Source organism: Blautia sp. KLE_1732_HM_1032 (assembly GCF_025147905.1).
Lineage (GTDB): Bacteria > Bacillota > Clostridia > Lachnospirales > Lachnospiraceae > Blautia_A > Blautia_A fusiformis.
In genome coordinates, this window is record NZ_CP102266.1 from 3,443,125 (window position 1) to 3,459,664 (window position 16,540).

General features: G+C 47.0%; 7 protein-coding genes. 1 reads left to right on the forward strand and 6 read right to left on the reverse strand.

Annotated elements, in window-relative coordinates:
• Window positions 1–42 precede the first annotated feature (42 nt).
• The gene (locus tag NQ489_RS16250) at window positions 43–2,736 is read left to right on the forward strand and encodes a CAP domain-containing protein (RefSeq protein WP_021652484.1); all 2,694 of its coding nucleotides are present in this window, start codon (window positions 43–45) and stop codon (window positions 2,734–2,736) included.
• A gap of 88 nt (window positions 2,737–2,824) precedes the next feature.
• On the opposite strand, the gene ltrA is transcribed toward NQ489_RS16250, so the two are convergent.
• The 6 genes from ltrA to rpoB form a co-directional block, all read right to left on the reverse strand.
• Entirely contained in the window at window positions 2,825–4,216 is a 1,392-nt protein-coding gene (gene ltrA / locus NQ489_RS16255; RefSeq protein ID WP_021650934.1) for a group II intron reverse transcriptase/maturase, read from the reverse strand.
• 480 nt (window positions 4,217–4,696) lie between these two features.
• A complete protein-coding gene (locus tag NQ489_RS16260; RefSeq protein WP_015526296.1) occupies window positions 4,697–5,923 on the reverse strand; it encodes a hypothetical protein in 1,227 nt (408 codons plus the stop codon).
• 41 nt (window positions 5,924–5,964) lie between these two features.
• Window positions 5,965–6,780 (reverse strand): PP2C family protein-serine/threonine phosphatase, encoded by an 816-nt coding sequence (locus NQ489_RS16265; RefSeq protein WP_021652196.1) that lies wholly within the window; start codon window positions 6,778–6,780, stop codon window positions 5,965–5,967.
• Window positions 6,781–6,810: 30 nt separating this feature from the next.
• Window positions 6,811–8,760: a serine/threonine protein kinase gene (locus tag NQ489_RS16270; RefSeq protein ID WP_021652197.1), complete on the reverse strand. Its 1,950-nt coding sequence runs from the start codon at window positions 8,758–8,760 to the stop codon at window positions 6,811–6,813.
• A 98-nt stretch (window positions 8,761–8,858) separates the two neighbouring features.
• Entirely contained in the window at window positions 8,859–12,557 is a 3,699-nt protein-coding gene (rpoC, locus tag NQ489_RS16275) for a DNA-directed RNA polymerase subunit beta' (RefSeq protein WP_015526299.1), read from the reverse strand.
• 17 nt (window positions 12,558–12,574) lie between these two features.
• Window positions 12,575–16,432, reverse strand: a complete 3,858-nt coding sequence (gene rpoB, locus NQ489_RS16280; protein ID WP_021652198.1) for a DNA-directed RNA polymerase subunit beta — start codon at window positions 16,430–16,432, stop codon at window positions 12,575–12,577.
• Window positions 16,433–16,540 lie beyond the last annotated feature (108 nt).

The following is a 16,540-nucleotide window of genomic DNA, read 5'->3' on the forward strand; positions in this document are numbered from 1 at the left end:
CAAAAGAAACTATCTTCATTTTATATTGGGAAGGAAAACATCATGAACCAGACAAAAGAGAAAAAAACAAGATACTTATTATGGCCTGCGCTATTGCTTCTGCTTCTTCTGCTGGCGCCGGGCAACATTGTCCGTGTGCAGGCTGCCTCTGACCAGACTGCTGTCCAGCTGAAACTCAGTCAGGGTATCCGCCGCTATGATTATGCTTACCAGGTCCTTGATCTGGTAAATCAGGAACGTGCCAAAAAGAACCGGAATCCTGTCACTATGGATAAGAACCTTCTGGAATGCGCCATGACCAGAGCAGAAGAACTGACCGTTTGCGCCAGTCATACCCGTCCCAATGGTTCCATCTGTTTTTCAGCCTTTCCTTATTTTGAGGATCCAAGTGAAAATCTTGCGATCAACCAGGGAACTCCTGAAGAAGTTATGGAATCATGGATCGAATCTTCCGGACATTACACGAACATCATGAATTCCAAAAATGTTTCTGCCGGAATCGGCTGCTACTCACAGAACGGTCATCTCTACTGGATCCAGTGCTTTTCTTCTCACGCAACAGAAGCCTGCACACAGCCTGCCAATCAGACTGTGTCACCTGTTATTTCCGTGCTTCCAAAGCTGATAAATATCCATTTCAACGAAGCTTCTCCGATCACATTCACAGAAGAACAGAAAACACTGGCTATCTATATAACCTGTAATGGATTCAGCTATATGAGTTCCAGCCTTGACCCAGCTTCTTTCACATGGTCAACCGGAGATCCTTCCATTGCCACTGTGGATCAGAGCGGTGTTATCCGACTGAAAAGCAGAGGAACCACTACGGTTTCTGCCACACTGAAATCCTGCCCGGACAAAACACTGTCTGCAGATCTCAATGCATACTATGATCTGGAAAATTCCAGAGAGACTTCTCTGCGCTATACAAGTTCCTGGAACTATACCGGAAGTCCCATTACTTTTTCTCCTGAACTAAAATTCCATGGTCGTACGCTGACTGAGGGAAAAGATTATACGATTTCTTTCTCCCACAATCAGAACAGCGGTGTGGGAACTTTCACGATCACAGGTCTTGGCCTTTATTCCGGAACTCTGACGAATAATTTCGGTATCTGGCAGATCAATCTCTCTCAGGCAGAGATTGATTTTTCCCAGTCCTCCTATCTGTATACCGGAACTCCACTAACTCCGAAGCCCACTGTCACCTGGAATGGTATAACCCTGACAGAAAATGTAGATTATACACTCTCCTGGCATAACAATGCCCAGCAGGGAAACGCTTATGTTACTGTTTCCGGTAAGGGAAATTTCACCGGTGAAAATAATAAATATTTCTACATCGACCTTACCCCGATCACGGAAGCTGAGATTGGTGATATCCCGGATTATGAATATGCTCCTGGCAAAGAATTCAAGCCGGAGCCAACGGTCACATTAAATGGTGTTACTTTAAAGAAAGATGTTGATTATACCCTTTCTTATTATGATAACACCATGGCAAGTTCCAGAACCAACAGACCTCGTGTCCATATAACCGGTATCGGCATTTACAGAAGCGGTTTTTCCAAATACTTCACCATCAATCCACTGAAGCTCTCCGGTGAGACCATCCAACTGGCAGATCCAAACTGCAAAAGTGAAAGTGTAACCTCTTATCTGCGAAATAACCTGGTCATCACCTATAATGGCACACAACTGACCTCTGATGATTTTCGCATTACTTCTGTATACTATTCCTCCAGCAATGAGATCCTGGATTTTTCACTTTCCTATAAGCAGAATTATTCCGGTTCAAGGCATATGACATCTGTAAAGCTTTGCGATCTTTCGGATATTCCGGAACAGATCTTCAACGGCAATGCAGTAACTCCGAAGCCTACCGTAAAATACGGCTCGGACACGCTTCAGGAAGGCACGGATTATATCCTTACCTGGAAAGATAACGCCAAAACCGGCACTGGCTCCGTAACGGTTACAGGAATCAACAATTATTTTTCAAGTCAGTCCCTAACCTTTAAAATATCTGCTCCGGCACCAACGAGCACTCCAACTCCGAAGCCTACTGCTACCCCGACTCCGAAGCCTACTGCCACTCCAGTTCCGAAGCCATCCACTACCCCGGCTCCAATGCCATCTGGCACTCCGGCTCCAATGCCATCTGGCACTCCGGCTCCTGTGATCACGAAATTAACTGCACCGTCAATTAAGGCCTCTGCCTCCTGGAACAGCTGTACGCTCCGCTGGAACCGTATAAACAATGCCCGGAACTATATTCTCTACAGAAAAACAAATTCCGGAAAATACGCAAAGATCAAAACTTTAAACGCAAATACTACTTCATACAAAGACACAAAGATCACTATCGGAAATAAATATTCTTACGTGATCCGTGCAAGCAAAAAAACATCCTCCGGTTATATTTACAGTCCAGCTTCCAAAGCAGTGACTGTGAAACCGAATCTGCTCCGTCCGTCCACAAAGCTTAAAACCCTCAAAGGAAAACAGACACTTTCCTGGAAAAAGATTTCCGGAGCAACCGGCTATGTCATCTATCAGAAAAAAGGAAATGGTTCCTTCAAAAAAGTAAAAACTATTTCTTCCAAAAATACCAGCTATACATTTAAGACAGCAAAAAATGTTACATATAGCTACAGACTGGTTCCATACCGCACAGTAAACAGGAAGGTAAAGACCGGACCTGCAAGTGCGGTAAAAACCGGAAAAGCAAAATAACAGACTTACCGGATCGGATCGAGTAGGAGGCGGTGACTAACCGCCGTCCTCTCACACCACCGTGCATACCGCTCGGTACACGGCGGTTTCAATAGTTGACGTGCATGGACTGATAGGCTGTGGCTAAATCATAAAAGCCCCAGTTTATCAGTCTTTCTTTTGTTAGTGCTCGTTTGACCACTCCTGCATTTGCCATTCTCCAATAAGCTTTTCGGCTGTAGGCTCCTTCACAGGCTGCCCATTCTGGCATTCCCAACCCCATCAGCTTCCGTTTTCGTGTCTTTGGCAGTTTCCACTGTTTCCAGATACACATTCGTATCCTTCGATACAGCCACCTGTTCAGCCTTTCGACGTTGTTTTTCATGTCTGCCATACTGTAATAGTTCAGCCATCCTCGCATATATTCTTTTATACGTTCCATGGTCTTTACTATACTTCCGCACCTGCTCCGGGAAGTGAGCTTTCTCAGCTTCTCCTTGGCTTTCTTCCATGACTTTCCATGGACACGGACATAGATTCCTTTTCCGCTCTTCCCGAAACAGAAGCCAAGGTACTTAAAATTTCTTATTGCAAACACACTGACCGTACGACTTTTCTCTCGGTTCACCTTTAGTTTCAGTGTCCCTTCCAGATATTTCGTACTGCTTTCCAACAACCGTTCGGATGCACGTTCGCTCTTCGCTAGCAATACGATATCATCTGCATAGCGAATGCACGGTACTCCTCTTTTGTTGAACTCCTGGTCAAACTCGTTAAGATATACATTGGCTAACAGTGGGGAGAGATTTCCTCCCTGTGGTGATCCTTCTTCCGTCTTAATGACTACACCGTTTTCCATCACTCCACTTCTAAGATACCTCTTTATCATCTGTATTACACGTTCATCCTTTACATCTCTGCGCAGGATATTTACAAGTAACTCATGGTTCAGTGTATCGAAATACTTTGACAGGTCTAGGACTACTGCTTTTGTATATCCCTGTTCTGCATACTCCTCTATCCTCTGAACTGCGTCTTTCGCACTCCGTCCCGGACGATATCCGAAACTTCCATCCGAAAACTTTGGCTCATAAATCGGTATCAGCTGTTGTGACATTGCCTGTTGGATGATACGGTCTATGACAGTCGGAATACCAAGTTTTCGTACTCCTCCGTCTGATTTGGGAATTTCCACTCGTCTCACAGGCGATGGGGTATAATGCCCCTTTCGAATCTGTTCTGTCAGTTCGTGGTTATGTTCCTTTATCCACTGGAACGCCTCTTCAATGGTCATCCCATCTACTCCCGGCGCTCCCTTGTTTGCCTTCACTCTTTTGTAAGCTCTGTTTAGGTTGTCCTTATTCAGTATCTTACCTAAGATATCCGGCTCTGCACTGTCCCTTTCTTTCCATATCCGGTTGAATGAGCGGTGCGCTCTTACATACCCTTTACGTTCCGCGCTATCTCTCTGCAAGCAGCTTTCCTTGTTTTCTGCATCCATCTGCTCATTTCTCCTTTCCGGGTCATACTTGAGACTCCTATTGATTCAGTCCTTCACCTCTCGGCTACTATGACCTCTGCTGACTTCTGTGCGTTCAGCACTGCTTTTGGCAGTGGTTACCTCTTTCGAGGCATGTCGCGCAGACCTCCCCGGGTATCACACGCTTCTTTCTCTCCATCTATCTGCCACATCTATTCCGCATGATTCCGTGTAGTTATTGGGCTTTGACTTGTTGTGCAGCCTTACCCTCATGCAAAACCTTATATGTGATTTCTGTTCGTCAGACCAGAGATTTGCCCGTGGTTAGTTTATTCCCACATCCGGCTTCCTTCAGATTCCACCTCACGATGGACACCCTTGCCTTCGGCTATATCCTTCCCACTACCAGGCGGATTCGGGACTTGCACCCGTTAGAAACGTGCGCCGCCGGGCGCACACAAAAAAAAGGATGATGCGTCACCGAAACGCATCATCCTTTTTTCAGTTCTTTTCTTCTCCCTCTTCATAGGATTTTTCCCAAATCTCGGAAAATACTGCCAGCGGACAGTCTGTCAGCAGGCACATCAGAAGAAAGCACTCATATGGATTCACTATGTAGATCTCACTCATTTCGCAGCGGGCCAGGATCTCCTGGATCTCCTCCAGGAAATGGCGATATCTCGTATACGGATCATCCTCTGCCATCTCCTGAGAGATCACAAAAAACTCCAGCGTGATCAGATCAAACCGCTCCACCGGAAATTTATGGTTCAGGATATTGTTGATCCTCTGGCGGCTGAAGCGCTTCTGGCTGAAATGCTTTGCCAGAATGGATGCGGACATCTTTTTGAGATTTCCCATTTTATTAATGGGGATCCCGCTGCAGATAACCTTTTCCAGATCCGAAGCACTGATATTCTCAGGCTTCCAGATCTTTTTGCCACCGTTTTCTTCCTCATCTTCCTGATACATGGCTGCAATGATCTTCCTTGCCCGCTCCAGAAGGATCATAAATTCCTGAAAAGCCTGGCTCTTCTCTGATTTCGGATCATCATGTCTTCCTTTCAGAAAAGCCAGATATTCCAGAAGCTTTTCTTCACTGTCCAGACAAAGCCCTGTGCCATACACGATCTCTCCGGTCTTTTTTTCCACCGGAGTCATCTGTTTGTAGGTTTCTTTATATTCCTCCGCTTTATAATAGCCAAGATGATTCCGGTAACAATACCAGTAGATCACTTCTTCCGGATTATGGAAATCAAAATCCTGCTCACGAAGCACCCGGGTCAGAAAATCTGAAACATCCTCTGTACTCATCCGAAGTCCGAACCCCAGCAGAAAAACTGTTTCACGCTTCACAGATGCCTGAGTCAGCCAGTTATTCACCAGAGAACTCAGCTTGGCTGATGTAGGTGACATGGATTTCGGTGTGTAGGTTTCCTTGAAGGATTCCACAACGATCTCTCTGTAGACTTCCTGCGGCACCTGGGAAAAAGGCTCCTCAAGCTCTGCACGCTCATACACATATCGTTTCAGATAGTCACCAAAGGAAACCAGTTCCATCTCCTTGTAAAGATAATGAAAAATAACATCTGCATCCTCATCCTCAAAGGAATCCAGACTGACAACCTGGCGGAACTTCTGTGCCGCCTTTCTTGTAAATTCAAAATCCTTCACTGAATCGAAGGCAACTGTCTGTTCAAAATCAAGATCCTGCATTCGATTTCTCATCGCAAATTTTCTCCTTATCCCTTTTCTTACTCCCCGGTTTATTACCGTCCGGTACTGTGGCGCTCTGCCCAGCGTTTGAGAATATTTTTTTCTTCATAGCCGCTGATCTGTGCAAGGACCAGTGTCACATTATCTCTGCCGCCTCTTTCCAATGCCTGTTCCAGGATCTTACCTACTTTTTCTTCTGCGGTTTCTGTCCCGTCAAGGATCTTCTGAAGCTCCTGATCAGAAAGCATGTCTGTCACTCCATCTGAACAGATCAGATACGAGCTTCCCGGCTGATAACCGATCTCCACGATAGAAGGCTCCAGTGCCATGTTTTCTTCCTGGAAGCCCAGATACTGCGTCAGCGGAGCTTTTCCCAGCATTTTTCCGCCGATCACATGGTCCGTGGAAATCTGCTGGAACTTCCCCTGAAAATGACGGTAGATACGGCTATCCCCAAGGTTGCAGGCATAGATTGCCTTTTCGCTGAAAGACAAAAGTGCCATGGTTGTTCCCATGCTTCTGATACGGTTTTCATTGCTGTAGCGACATACTGCCTCATTCATATTTTCGCAGGCTCCTGTCAGAAAAACCACAGGCTCTTTTTTCAGGGTCTTTTTGTTTTCTTCATAGAAGCCTCCCAGCGCTTCCACAGCTGCAGAAGCTGCCATTTCACCGCAGCTTTCTCCGCCCATGCCGTCAAAAACAGCCAGCATTGGAAGCTGCCAGTGCTGTGTATGACCTGCCAGGATTCCGTCAACCCCCTGGTTGTGCACCGGCAGGCGCACTCCGCAGCACCAGAAATTATCCTCATTATTTGTCCTCACCTTTCCGGTGTGACATGTATACGCATAATCAATCTGATAGGCCATTCTTTTTCCTTTCGTAAAAACCCTTCGACATTACTGCTGAAGCTCCACTACAGAATTACTCCAGTATTTGTCTCCCAGTTCTACATATTTGTCGTTATCGCTCTCTTTATCATGAACCTTACCATCTGCATCGATCCATCGGATCAGAAGGCCGTCCTGATAATAAAAATACTGCTTCTCATCTCCGTCCCATACATAAGTATAAAACATCTGCTCGCCCCAGTAAAAATATTCCTCATAAACGCCATCTGCGGAACTGCCGGGATATACAAGTACTTTGGCGATCTCTCCTGATCCATTATAAAAGCGCAGGCGATCCCCCTCTGTACCTTCACGTCTATAGCTGTCCAGAGCATTTTCTATGGTTGTCGCATGGTCACGTATCGTTTCCATTGCCTGTGCGAAACTTTTATCCGAATTGTCTGCAGTACCGAAATTTCCTTTGTTCAGAGCATCAGAATCATCGGAATCTGTATACGAAGGTTCCCCGTTATCCACAGGTTTCCGTATCGTTCGTACCGCAAGGATCCCGCCGATCAACACAACAAGGATCCCGGCTGTTATAAGCATTCTGAAAATACCTTTCCGTTTCCTTCTGTCATCGTCATTTCCGTCATTCTCTGGTACGGATTCTTCCCACTCCTGGAGATTCTGGTCACGGTCGTCTTCCAGATCTGTGATAGAGGTAACTCTGGGCTTTACAGCTCCGGTTTTTCTTATACCGGGATCTGACTGACGGGAACGTCCTGACGGATAACCGGACAGGCTATCCTTTTCGGATGCTGTTTTTCCGGATGCAGATTTCTGAGGCTTCTGTATTGTGCTCTGAGCCTTTGGCGTATTCCGGGCTGCATTTTTTGCTATTTCTCCGGCTATCGGTTTATCCGGCTGTATGGATACCGGCACAGGATTTTTACGTGCCTGACGGATCGCATCCGTATTCAGCTGACTCGTTCTTGCCAGCTGTCTGGCTGCACCCTCCTGAAGAAACTTCGGCATGGACTCCGGAACAGGTCTTTCCTCCACTGGTTTCGGTTTCTCATGAACTCCCTGTTCTCTGTTTGCCGCTCCATACCGGATTTCTTCCAGTGCTTCCCGAAACTTATCAGGAGTCTGATATCGTTCTTTTGCATCATAAGCACAGGCTTTTAAGATAACGGAGCCGAAAGCCTCTCCTGCATCCACAGGGGGTGGCGGTGTTTCGCCTGACATCCTCCTCGTGAGTGCGTTCTCCTTATCTCTGTATGTGATCAGCTGTTTTTCAAGATTCAGAAACGGAAGCCTGTTATGATTCATCAGTTTATATAACACCAGGCCAAGTGCATAAATGTCCACTCTGCTGTCGTACTGTTCTCCCCTGTACATCTCCGGCGCCATATAGGAATAAGTTCCCTTTTTGGAAAGGGTACTCATGGTTTTTTCCAGTTCTCTGGCGATTCCAAAGTCCCCCAGCTTGAAATCCCCGAACCTGGATACAAAAATATTCTCAGGTTTGATATCCCTGTGGATGATGTGAAGCTGCCCACAGTATTCCAGTGATCTGCAAAGATCGATACCCAGCTTCATCACTTCTTTTTCTGTGAGATTTTTTCCCGCATAATATTCCATGAAGCTTGTGAGATATTCCATGCGGATAAAAATATCCCATCCGATCTCGTCCAGATATTCCATCACCTTGTAATCTTCTACAGATACAATATGGGAATTTCCCCGGAAATACTCCATGGTGCTTACTTCCTGAATGCACTCCTCCACCAGATTTTCAAAATAACCGCGGACAGATTTTTCATCACCGGATTCTGAGCGCACACTGTCCAGCTCCCCTTTACTGGCGGGGATTGTGATTATCTTAATTGCCGAGTAAAAAGAACGTCCCTTCTCAGTTCTCTGAGCTTTATACACTCTTCCAAAAGAGCCTTCCCCGATCTTGCTTACGATCTTCCATTCCGGCCACGGGGAAATTGGCAGTTCCTTGTCCATCGCAATCCCTCCTCTCTCAGAAAATCCCTGCTTATAAACAGAAATCTCCCTCCGGATTTCCGGGGGGAGATTTATTTATATTAGCAAGGTATATCGACTTATTCTTCTACCGGTGCAGTTTCCTCTGCTGTCTCTTCAACAGCAATGGTCTCTTCCTCCGGAGCAGTCTCAGTCTTCTCTTCCTCTACGGAAATTTCCTCTGTATCCTCAGGCTCCTCGGAAGCTGTTTTTACCTCCGGCATTCCTGTGTCAAGACTGATCTCACTGTAACGCTTCATACCTGTACCTGCAGGAATCAGCTTACCGATGATAACGTTCTCTTTCAGACCGATCAGCGGATCGATCTTACCTTTGATAGCAGCCTCTGTCAGGACTTTTGTTGTTTCCTGGAAGGATGCTGCTGACAGGAAGGAGTTTGTAGCAAGGGATGCTTTGGTAATACCAAGCATAACCTGTTTGCCCTCTGCCGGCTGTTTGCCCTCTGCCTCAAGTTTCTCGTTAACTTCCTCAACATCAAGGACATCAACAAGTGTTCCTGGCAGGAACTCTGTATCTCCGTTATCCTCGATACGGATCTTCTTCAGCATCTGATGAACGATAACCTCGATATGCTTATCGTTGATCTCAACACCCTGCAGACGATATACACGCTGAACCTCACGGATCATGTAATCCTGAACTGCACGCACACCCTTGATTCTCAGAATATCATGCGGATTTACACTACCTTCTGTCAGCTCATCGCCGGCCTCAAGAACCTGTCCGTCAAGGACTTTGATACGAGAACCGTATGGGATCAGGTAAGTCTTGGAATCGCCTGTCTCCGGATCGTTTACGATGATCTCACGTTTCTTCTTAGTGTCGTTGATCGTGGCAACACCTGGGATCTCTGTGATGATCGCAAGACCCTTCGGCTTTCTTGCCTCGAAAAGCTCCTCGACACGAGGAAGACCCTGTGTGATATCTCCACCGGCAACACCACCGGTATGGAAAGTACGCATGGTCAGCTGTGTACCTGGCTCACCGATAGACTGTGCTGCGATGATACCAACAGACTCACCAACCTGTACCGGCTCACCGGTAGCCATGTTCGCACCATAACATTTTGCGCAGACACCAACCTTGCACTTACAGGAAAGGATGGTACGGATCTTCAGTTTGTCAATCGGTCCGCCTGTCTGGTTGCTTACGCCCTCTTTCATGATACGGGCTGCACGCTTCGGTGTGATCATGTGGTTTGCTTTAACAAGGATTTCTCCATCTTTATTCTTAACTGTCTCACAGGAGAAACGTCCTGTGATACGCTCCTGAAGGCTCTCGATCTCTTCTTTTCCGTCCATGAATCCACGAACGACCATACCGGAGATCTCTGCTCTGTTCTCACAGCAGTCCGCCTCACGAACGATCAGATCCTGGGATACGTCAACAAGTCGTCTTGTCAGGTATCCGGAATCGGCTGTACGAAGAGCGGTATCAGAAAGACCTTTACGAGCTCCATGAGCGGACATGAAGTACTCCAGTACGTCAAGACCTTCACGGAAGTTTGACTTGATCGGGAGCTCGATGGTATGACCGGTTGTATCAGCCATCAGTCCTCGCATTCCGGCAAGCTGTTTGATCTGCTTATCGGAACCACGGGCTCCGGAGTCAGCCATCATGAAGATGTTGTTGTACTTATCAAGACCTGTAAGAAGTGCCTTTGTAAGCTCATCATCGGTCTTCTTCCAGGTATCAACAACCTCTTTGTAACGCTCTTCCTCTGTGATAAGACCACGTTTGTAGTTCTTTGTGATACGGTCAACAGTATCCTGAGCCTGCTTGATCATCTCCGGCTTCTGCGGCGGCACGGTCATATCGGAAATAGATACGGTCATGGCTGCACGTGTGGAGTATTTGTAACCCATAGACTTAACGGAGTCAAGTACCTCGGCTGTCTTTGTTGCACCGTGAGTATTGATAACCTTTTCAAGGATCTGCTTCAGCTGTTTCTTACCTACAAGGAAATCAACCTCAAGAAGCAGTTCGTTTCCAGGTACGCTTCTGTCCACAAATCCAAGGTCCTGCGGAAGGATCTCGTTGAACAGGAAACGTCCCAGTGTGGACTGAACATTGCCGCTTAAAACAGTTCCGTCCGGCATTGTCTTATGACAATGGACAATGATCTTTGTCTGGAGTGTGATGACCTTGTTCTCATATGCAAGAATTGCCTCGTTGACACTCTTAAAGAACTTGCCCTCACCCTTGTTTCCAGGTCTTTCCTGTGTCAGGTAGTAGATACCAAGGACCATATCCTGTGAAGGAACGGCTACAGGACCACCATCTGACGGTTTCAGAAGGTTGTTCGGTGATAACAGAAGGAAACGGCACTCTGCCTGTGCTTCCTGGGAAAGCGGAAGATGTACAGCCATCTGGTCACCATCGAAGTCAGCGTTGAACGCGGTACAAACAAGCGGATGAAGCTTGATCGCCTTACCTTCTACAAGGATCGGCTCGAATGCCTGGATACCCAGACGATGCAGTGTAGGTGCACGGTTCAGCATAACCGGATGCTCCTTAATGACGTCCTCAAGGACATCCCATACTGCCGGCTCAAGCTTCTCTACCATTTTCTTGGCATTTTTGATGTTGTGGGAAGTTCCGTTGGCAACAAGCTCTTTCATAACGAAAGGTTTGAACAGCTCGATAGCCATCTCCTTCGGAAGACCACACTGATAGATCTTCAGTTCAGGTCCTACGACGATTACAGAACGTCCGGAATAGTCAACTCGTTTACCGAGAAGGTTCTGACGGAAACGTCCGGATTTACCCTTCAGCATATCGGAAAGGGATTTCAGAGCTCTGTTTCCAGGGCCTGTTACAGGACGTCCACGGCGTCCGTTATCGATCAGGGCATCTACAGCCTCCTGCAGCATACGCTTCTCGTTGCGGACAATGATATCCGGAGCACCAAGCTCCAGAAGTCTTTTCAGACGGTTGTTTCTGTTGATGATCCTTCTGTAAAGATCATTCAGGTCAGATGTTGCAAAACGTCCTCCGTCCAGCTGTACCATAGGACGAAGATCCGGCGGGATAACCGGGATAACGGTCATGATCATCCACTCAGGACGGTTGCCGGACTCACGGAAGGACTCCACAACCTCAAGACGTTTGATGATCCTTGCACGTTTCTGGCCTGTTGCATCCACAAGCTCTGCCTTCAGTTCTTCGGAATCCTTTTCAAGATCGATAGCCTGAAGGAGCTCCATGATGGACTCGGCACCCATACCTACACGGAATCCTTCTCCGTAAGACTCACGTGCTTCCTGGTACTCACGCTCGGTGAGTACCTGTTTGTACATAAGTCCGGAATCTGCAGGATCCAGAACGATATAGTTAGCAAAGTAAAGCACTTTCTCCAGTGTTCTCGGAGAAATATCAAGGATCAGACCCATACGGGACGGAATTCCTTTAAAGTACCAGATATGAGACACCGGAGCTGCAAGCTCGATGTGTCCCATACGCTCTCTACGAACGGCAGATTTGGTTACTTCAACACCGCATCTGTCGCAGACAACGCCTTTATAGCGAATTTTTTTGTACTTTCCACAGTGGCACTCCCAGTCCTTGCTCGGTCCGAAAATCCTTTCACAGAAAAGACCATCCTTCTCAGGCTTCAAGGTTCTGTAGTTGATCGTTTCAGGTTTTAAAACCTCACCGTGTGACCACTCTCTGATCTTCTCAGGGGACGCCAGTCCGATCTTGATGGCATCGAAAGTCATTGGCTGATATGTTTCATTGGCGTTGGTTGTTTCTGCCATGTATTCTTTCCCCTTTCTTATTCCTCATCATCAAAGGACTCTTCAAACTCGATCATATCATCTTCGTCTTCCATGTCCTCATCTTCTTCTACATTGACAAGCTCTTCTCCGCTGAACTCCTGCTTGGTGTAGCCGTGTTTACCGAAGGACTCCTCATCTCTGCGTCCTCTGGAATCGCCCTCGATGACATGACGAAGATCAGTATCTCCGTAATCAGAGGTTTCCATAATGTGTACCTCTGATCCGTCCTCGCTGAGCACACGTACATCCAGACCAAGAGACTGAAGCTCTTTAAGAAGTACCTTAAAGGACTCAGGAATACCTGGCTCAGGAATGTTGTCACCTTTGATGATCGCTTCATAGGTCTTAACACGTCCGATCACATCATCAGACTTCACTGTCAGGATCTCCTGCAGTGTGTAGGAAGCACCATATGCCTCCAGTGCCCAAACCTCCATCTCTCCGAAACGCTGTCCACCGAACTGAGCTTTACCACCCAGAGGCTGCTGTGTTACCAGGGAGTATGGACCTGTGGAACGTGCATGGATCTTATCATCTACCAGATGATGCAGCTTCAGGTAGTGCATGTGACCGATCGTTACAGGGCTGTCGAAGTACTCGCCTGTTCGTCCGTCACGAAGTCTTACCTTACCGTCTCTGGAGATCGGAACGCCCTTCCAGAGTGCTCTGTGAGCTTTATTCTCATCGAGATACTGCATAACATCCGGTGCAAGGATGTCTTTATATTTCTCACGGAATTCCTCAAAGTCTTCCGTATTAACGTAATCGTTGGCAAGCTCCAGAGTATCCTGGATATCAACCTCGTTTGCGCCATCGAATACAGGTGTTGCAATATTGAAGCCAAGTGCTTTGGCAGCAAGGCTCAAGTGGATCTCCAGGACCTGTCCGATGTTCATTCGGGAAGGTACACCCAGAGGATTCAGCACGATATCAAGAGGACGTCCGTTTGGAAGGAATGGCATATCCTCAACCGGAAGTACACGGGAAACGACACCCTTGTTACCATGACGACCAGCCATCTTATCACCAACGGAGATCTTTCTCTTCTGTGCAATATAAATACGTACTGCCTGATTTACTCCAGGGCTCAGCTCATCGCCGTTCTCTCTTGTAAATACCTTGGCATCTACGATAATACCATACTCACCGTGCGGTACCTTAAGGGAAGTATCACGTACCTCTCTTGCCTTCTCACCGAAGATAGCACGAAGGAGACGCTCCTCAGCAGTAAGCTCAGTCTCTCCCTTAGGAGTAACCTTACCGACAAGGATATCACCGGCACGTACCTCAGCACCGATACGGATGATACCGCGCTCATCCAGATCCTTCAGAGCGTCATCGCCGACACCCGGAACGTCACGTGTGATCTCTTCCGGTCCCAGCTTGGTATCACGGGATTCTGCCTCATATTCCTCAATATGGACAGATGTATAAACATCATTCTGTACCAGTTTCTCACTAAGAAGAACAGCATCCTCGTAGTTATAACCCTCCCAGGTCATAAATCCGATCAGCGGGTTCTTACCAAGTGCAAGCTCACCATTGGATGTAGACGGGCCATCCGCGATAACCTGTCCTGCCTCAACATGCTCACCCTGGAACACGATCGGTCTCTGGTTGTAGCAGTTGCTCTGGTTGCTTCGCATGAATTTAGTCAGATGATAATCATCTTTTGTTCCGTCATCATTCTTGATAGAGATATCTGTAGATGTGGAACGAAGTACTGTACCTGCTTTTCTTGCAACAACGCATACACCGGAGTCAACAGCTGTCTTGGTCTCCATACCTGTACCAACAACCGGAGCCTCTGTTGTAAGAAGCGGAACGGCCTGACGCTGCATGTTGGATCCCATCAGCGCACGGTTCGCATCATCGTTCTGCAGGAACGGGATCAGGGCTGTAGCAACGGAGAATACCATTCGCGGAGATACATCCATGTAATCGAACATGTGCTGCTCGTACTCCTGTGTCTCCTCGCGGTAACGACCGGAAACGTTCTTATGAATGAAGTGTCCCTCTTCATCCAGCGGCTCATTCGCCTGTGCTACATGGTAATTATCTTCCTCATCCGCTGTCATGTATACAACCTCATCGGTTACACGCGGGTTGGAAGGATCTGTTTTGTCGATCTTTCTGTACGGAGCCTCTACGAAGCCGTACTGATTGATCCTTGCATAGGATGCAAGGGAGTTGATAAGACCGATGTTCGGTCCCTCAGGGGTCTCGATCGGGCACATTCTTCCATAGTGGGAATAATGTACGTCTCGAACCTCGAATCCAGCTCTGTCTCGTGACAGACCGCCAGGTCCCAGTGCGGAAAGTCTTCTCTTGTGAGTCAGCTCTCCAAGCGGGTTGTTCTGATCCATGAACTGTGACAGCTGGGAAGAACCGAAGAACTCTTTTACTGCTGCAGTTACAGGTTTGATATTGATCAGGGACTGCGGAGAAATACTCTCTGTGTCCTGTGTTGTCATTCTCTCACGTACCACACGCTCAAGTCTGGAAAGACCGATGCGGTACTGATTCTGAAGCAGCTCACCGACAGCACGGATACGACGGTTGCCCAGGTGGTCGATATCATCATCGTTACCAAGGCCATACTCCAGATGCATATTGTAGTTAATGGACGCAAGGATATCTTCCTTGGTGATGTGTTTCGGGATCAGGTCGTGGATATCACGTTTGATCGCATCACATCTGTCCTCAAATGTGTCATTTTCTTCCAGAATTTTTTCGAGCACTGGGTAGTATACTAATTCTGTAACACCCAGGGACTTCGGATCCTCAAGCTCCGGCAGATAGTGACGGATATCAACCATAAGGCTGGAAAGGACTTTGATCTCTCTCTCCTCACCCTGGATCCATACGTACGGAACTGCGGAATTCTGTAATGTATCAGCAAGCTCTTTTGTAACAAGTGTCTCAGCCTCAGCAAGGATCTCACCTGTTGTTGTATCTACAACATCCTGAGAAAGCTTGTGGCCTACGATACGTTTATTGAAATGAAGCTTCTTATTAAATTTATAACGTCCGACTTTGGCAAGGTCATATCTTCTCGGATCGAAGAACATTGCCATGATCAGGCTCTCTGCGCTCTCTACTGCAAGCGGCTCGCCCGGACGGATCTTCTTATACAGCTCAAGGAGACCTTCCTGATAGTTTGTGGAGGTATCCTTTGTAAAGCTGGCAAGGATCTTTGGCTCTTCACCAAACAGATCGATGATCTCAGCATTGGTTCCAATGCCCAGTGCACGGATCAGAACAGTGATCGGAACCTTTCTTGTTCTGTCTACACGTACATAAAATACATCATTTGAATCTGTCTCGTACTCCAGCCATGCACCTCTGTTCGGAATTACAGTACTGGAAAACAGTCTCTTACCAAGCTTATCATGAGCGATCGCGTAGTAGATTCCAGGGGAACGTACTAACTGGCTGACAATAACACGCTCAGCACCATTGATAACAAAGGTACCCGTAGCTGTCATCAGCGGTAAATCTCCCATGAAAATCTCGTGTTCGTTGATCTCTTCTGTTTCCTTATTGATCAGCCTTACTCGAACCTTCAAAGGTGCGGCATAAGTCACGTCACGTTCTTTACACTGCTCGATGGAATATTTTGCATCTTTTTCATCGTATGTGAAATCGATGAATTCCAGACTGAGCTTTCCGCCGTAATCTGCGATCGGAGAAATATCATCAAATACTTCTTTTAAACCTTCGTCAAGAAACCACTGGTAGGAATCTTTCTGAACTTCGATCAGGTTTGGCATTTCCAGGACTTCTTTTTGTCTCTGGTAGCTCATACGCATGCTTTTTCCAGTTTTTACAGAACGAATTCTGTTTTTTTCCATTGACGTTTCACCCCTGTTTTTTTATTATTTATTACAACATGATCCCGCCTGACCTTTAGGCAGGCATATCTAGCCATAATATAGCATCCTCCACTTTAACATAAGAAA

Excerpts from the sequence above, each read along its gene's own strand:
- NQ489_RS16270 (WP_021652197.1), bottom strand. The coding sequence starts at position 8,760 with ATGGACAAGGAACTGCCAATTTCCCCGTGGCCGGAATGGAAGATCGTA.
- rpoC (WP_015526299.1), bottom strand. The coding sequence starts at position 12,557 with ATGGCAGAAACAACCAACGCCAATGAAACATATCAGCCAATGACTTTC.
- NQ489_RS16265 (WP_021652196.1), bottom strand. The coding sequence starts at position 6,780 with ATGGCCTATCAGATTGATTATGCGTATACATGTCACACCGGAAAGGTG.
- NQ489_RS16250 (WP_021652484.1), top strand. The coding sequence starts at position 43 with ATGAACCAGACAAAAGAGAAAAAAACAAGATACTTATTATGGCCTGCG.
- NQ489_RS16260 (WP_015526296.1), bottom strand. The coding sequence starts at position 5,923 with ATGAGAAATCGAATGCAGGATCTTGATTTTGAACAGACAGTTGCCTTC.
- ltrA (WP_021650934.1), bottom strand. The coding sequence starts at position 4,216 with ATGGATGCAGAAAACAAGGAAAGCTGCTTGCAGAGAGATAGCGCGGAA.
- rpoB (WP_021652198.1), bottom strand. The coding sequence starts at position 16,432 with ATGGAAAAAAACAGAATTCGTTCTGTAAAAACTGGAAAAAGCATGCGT.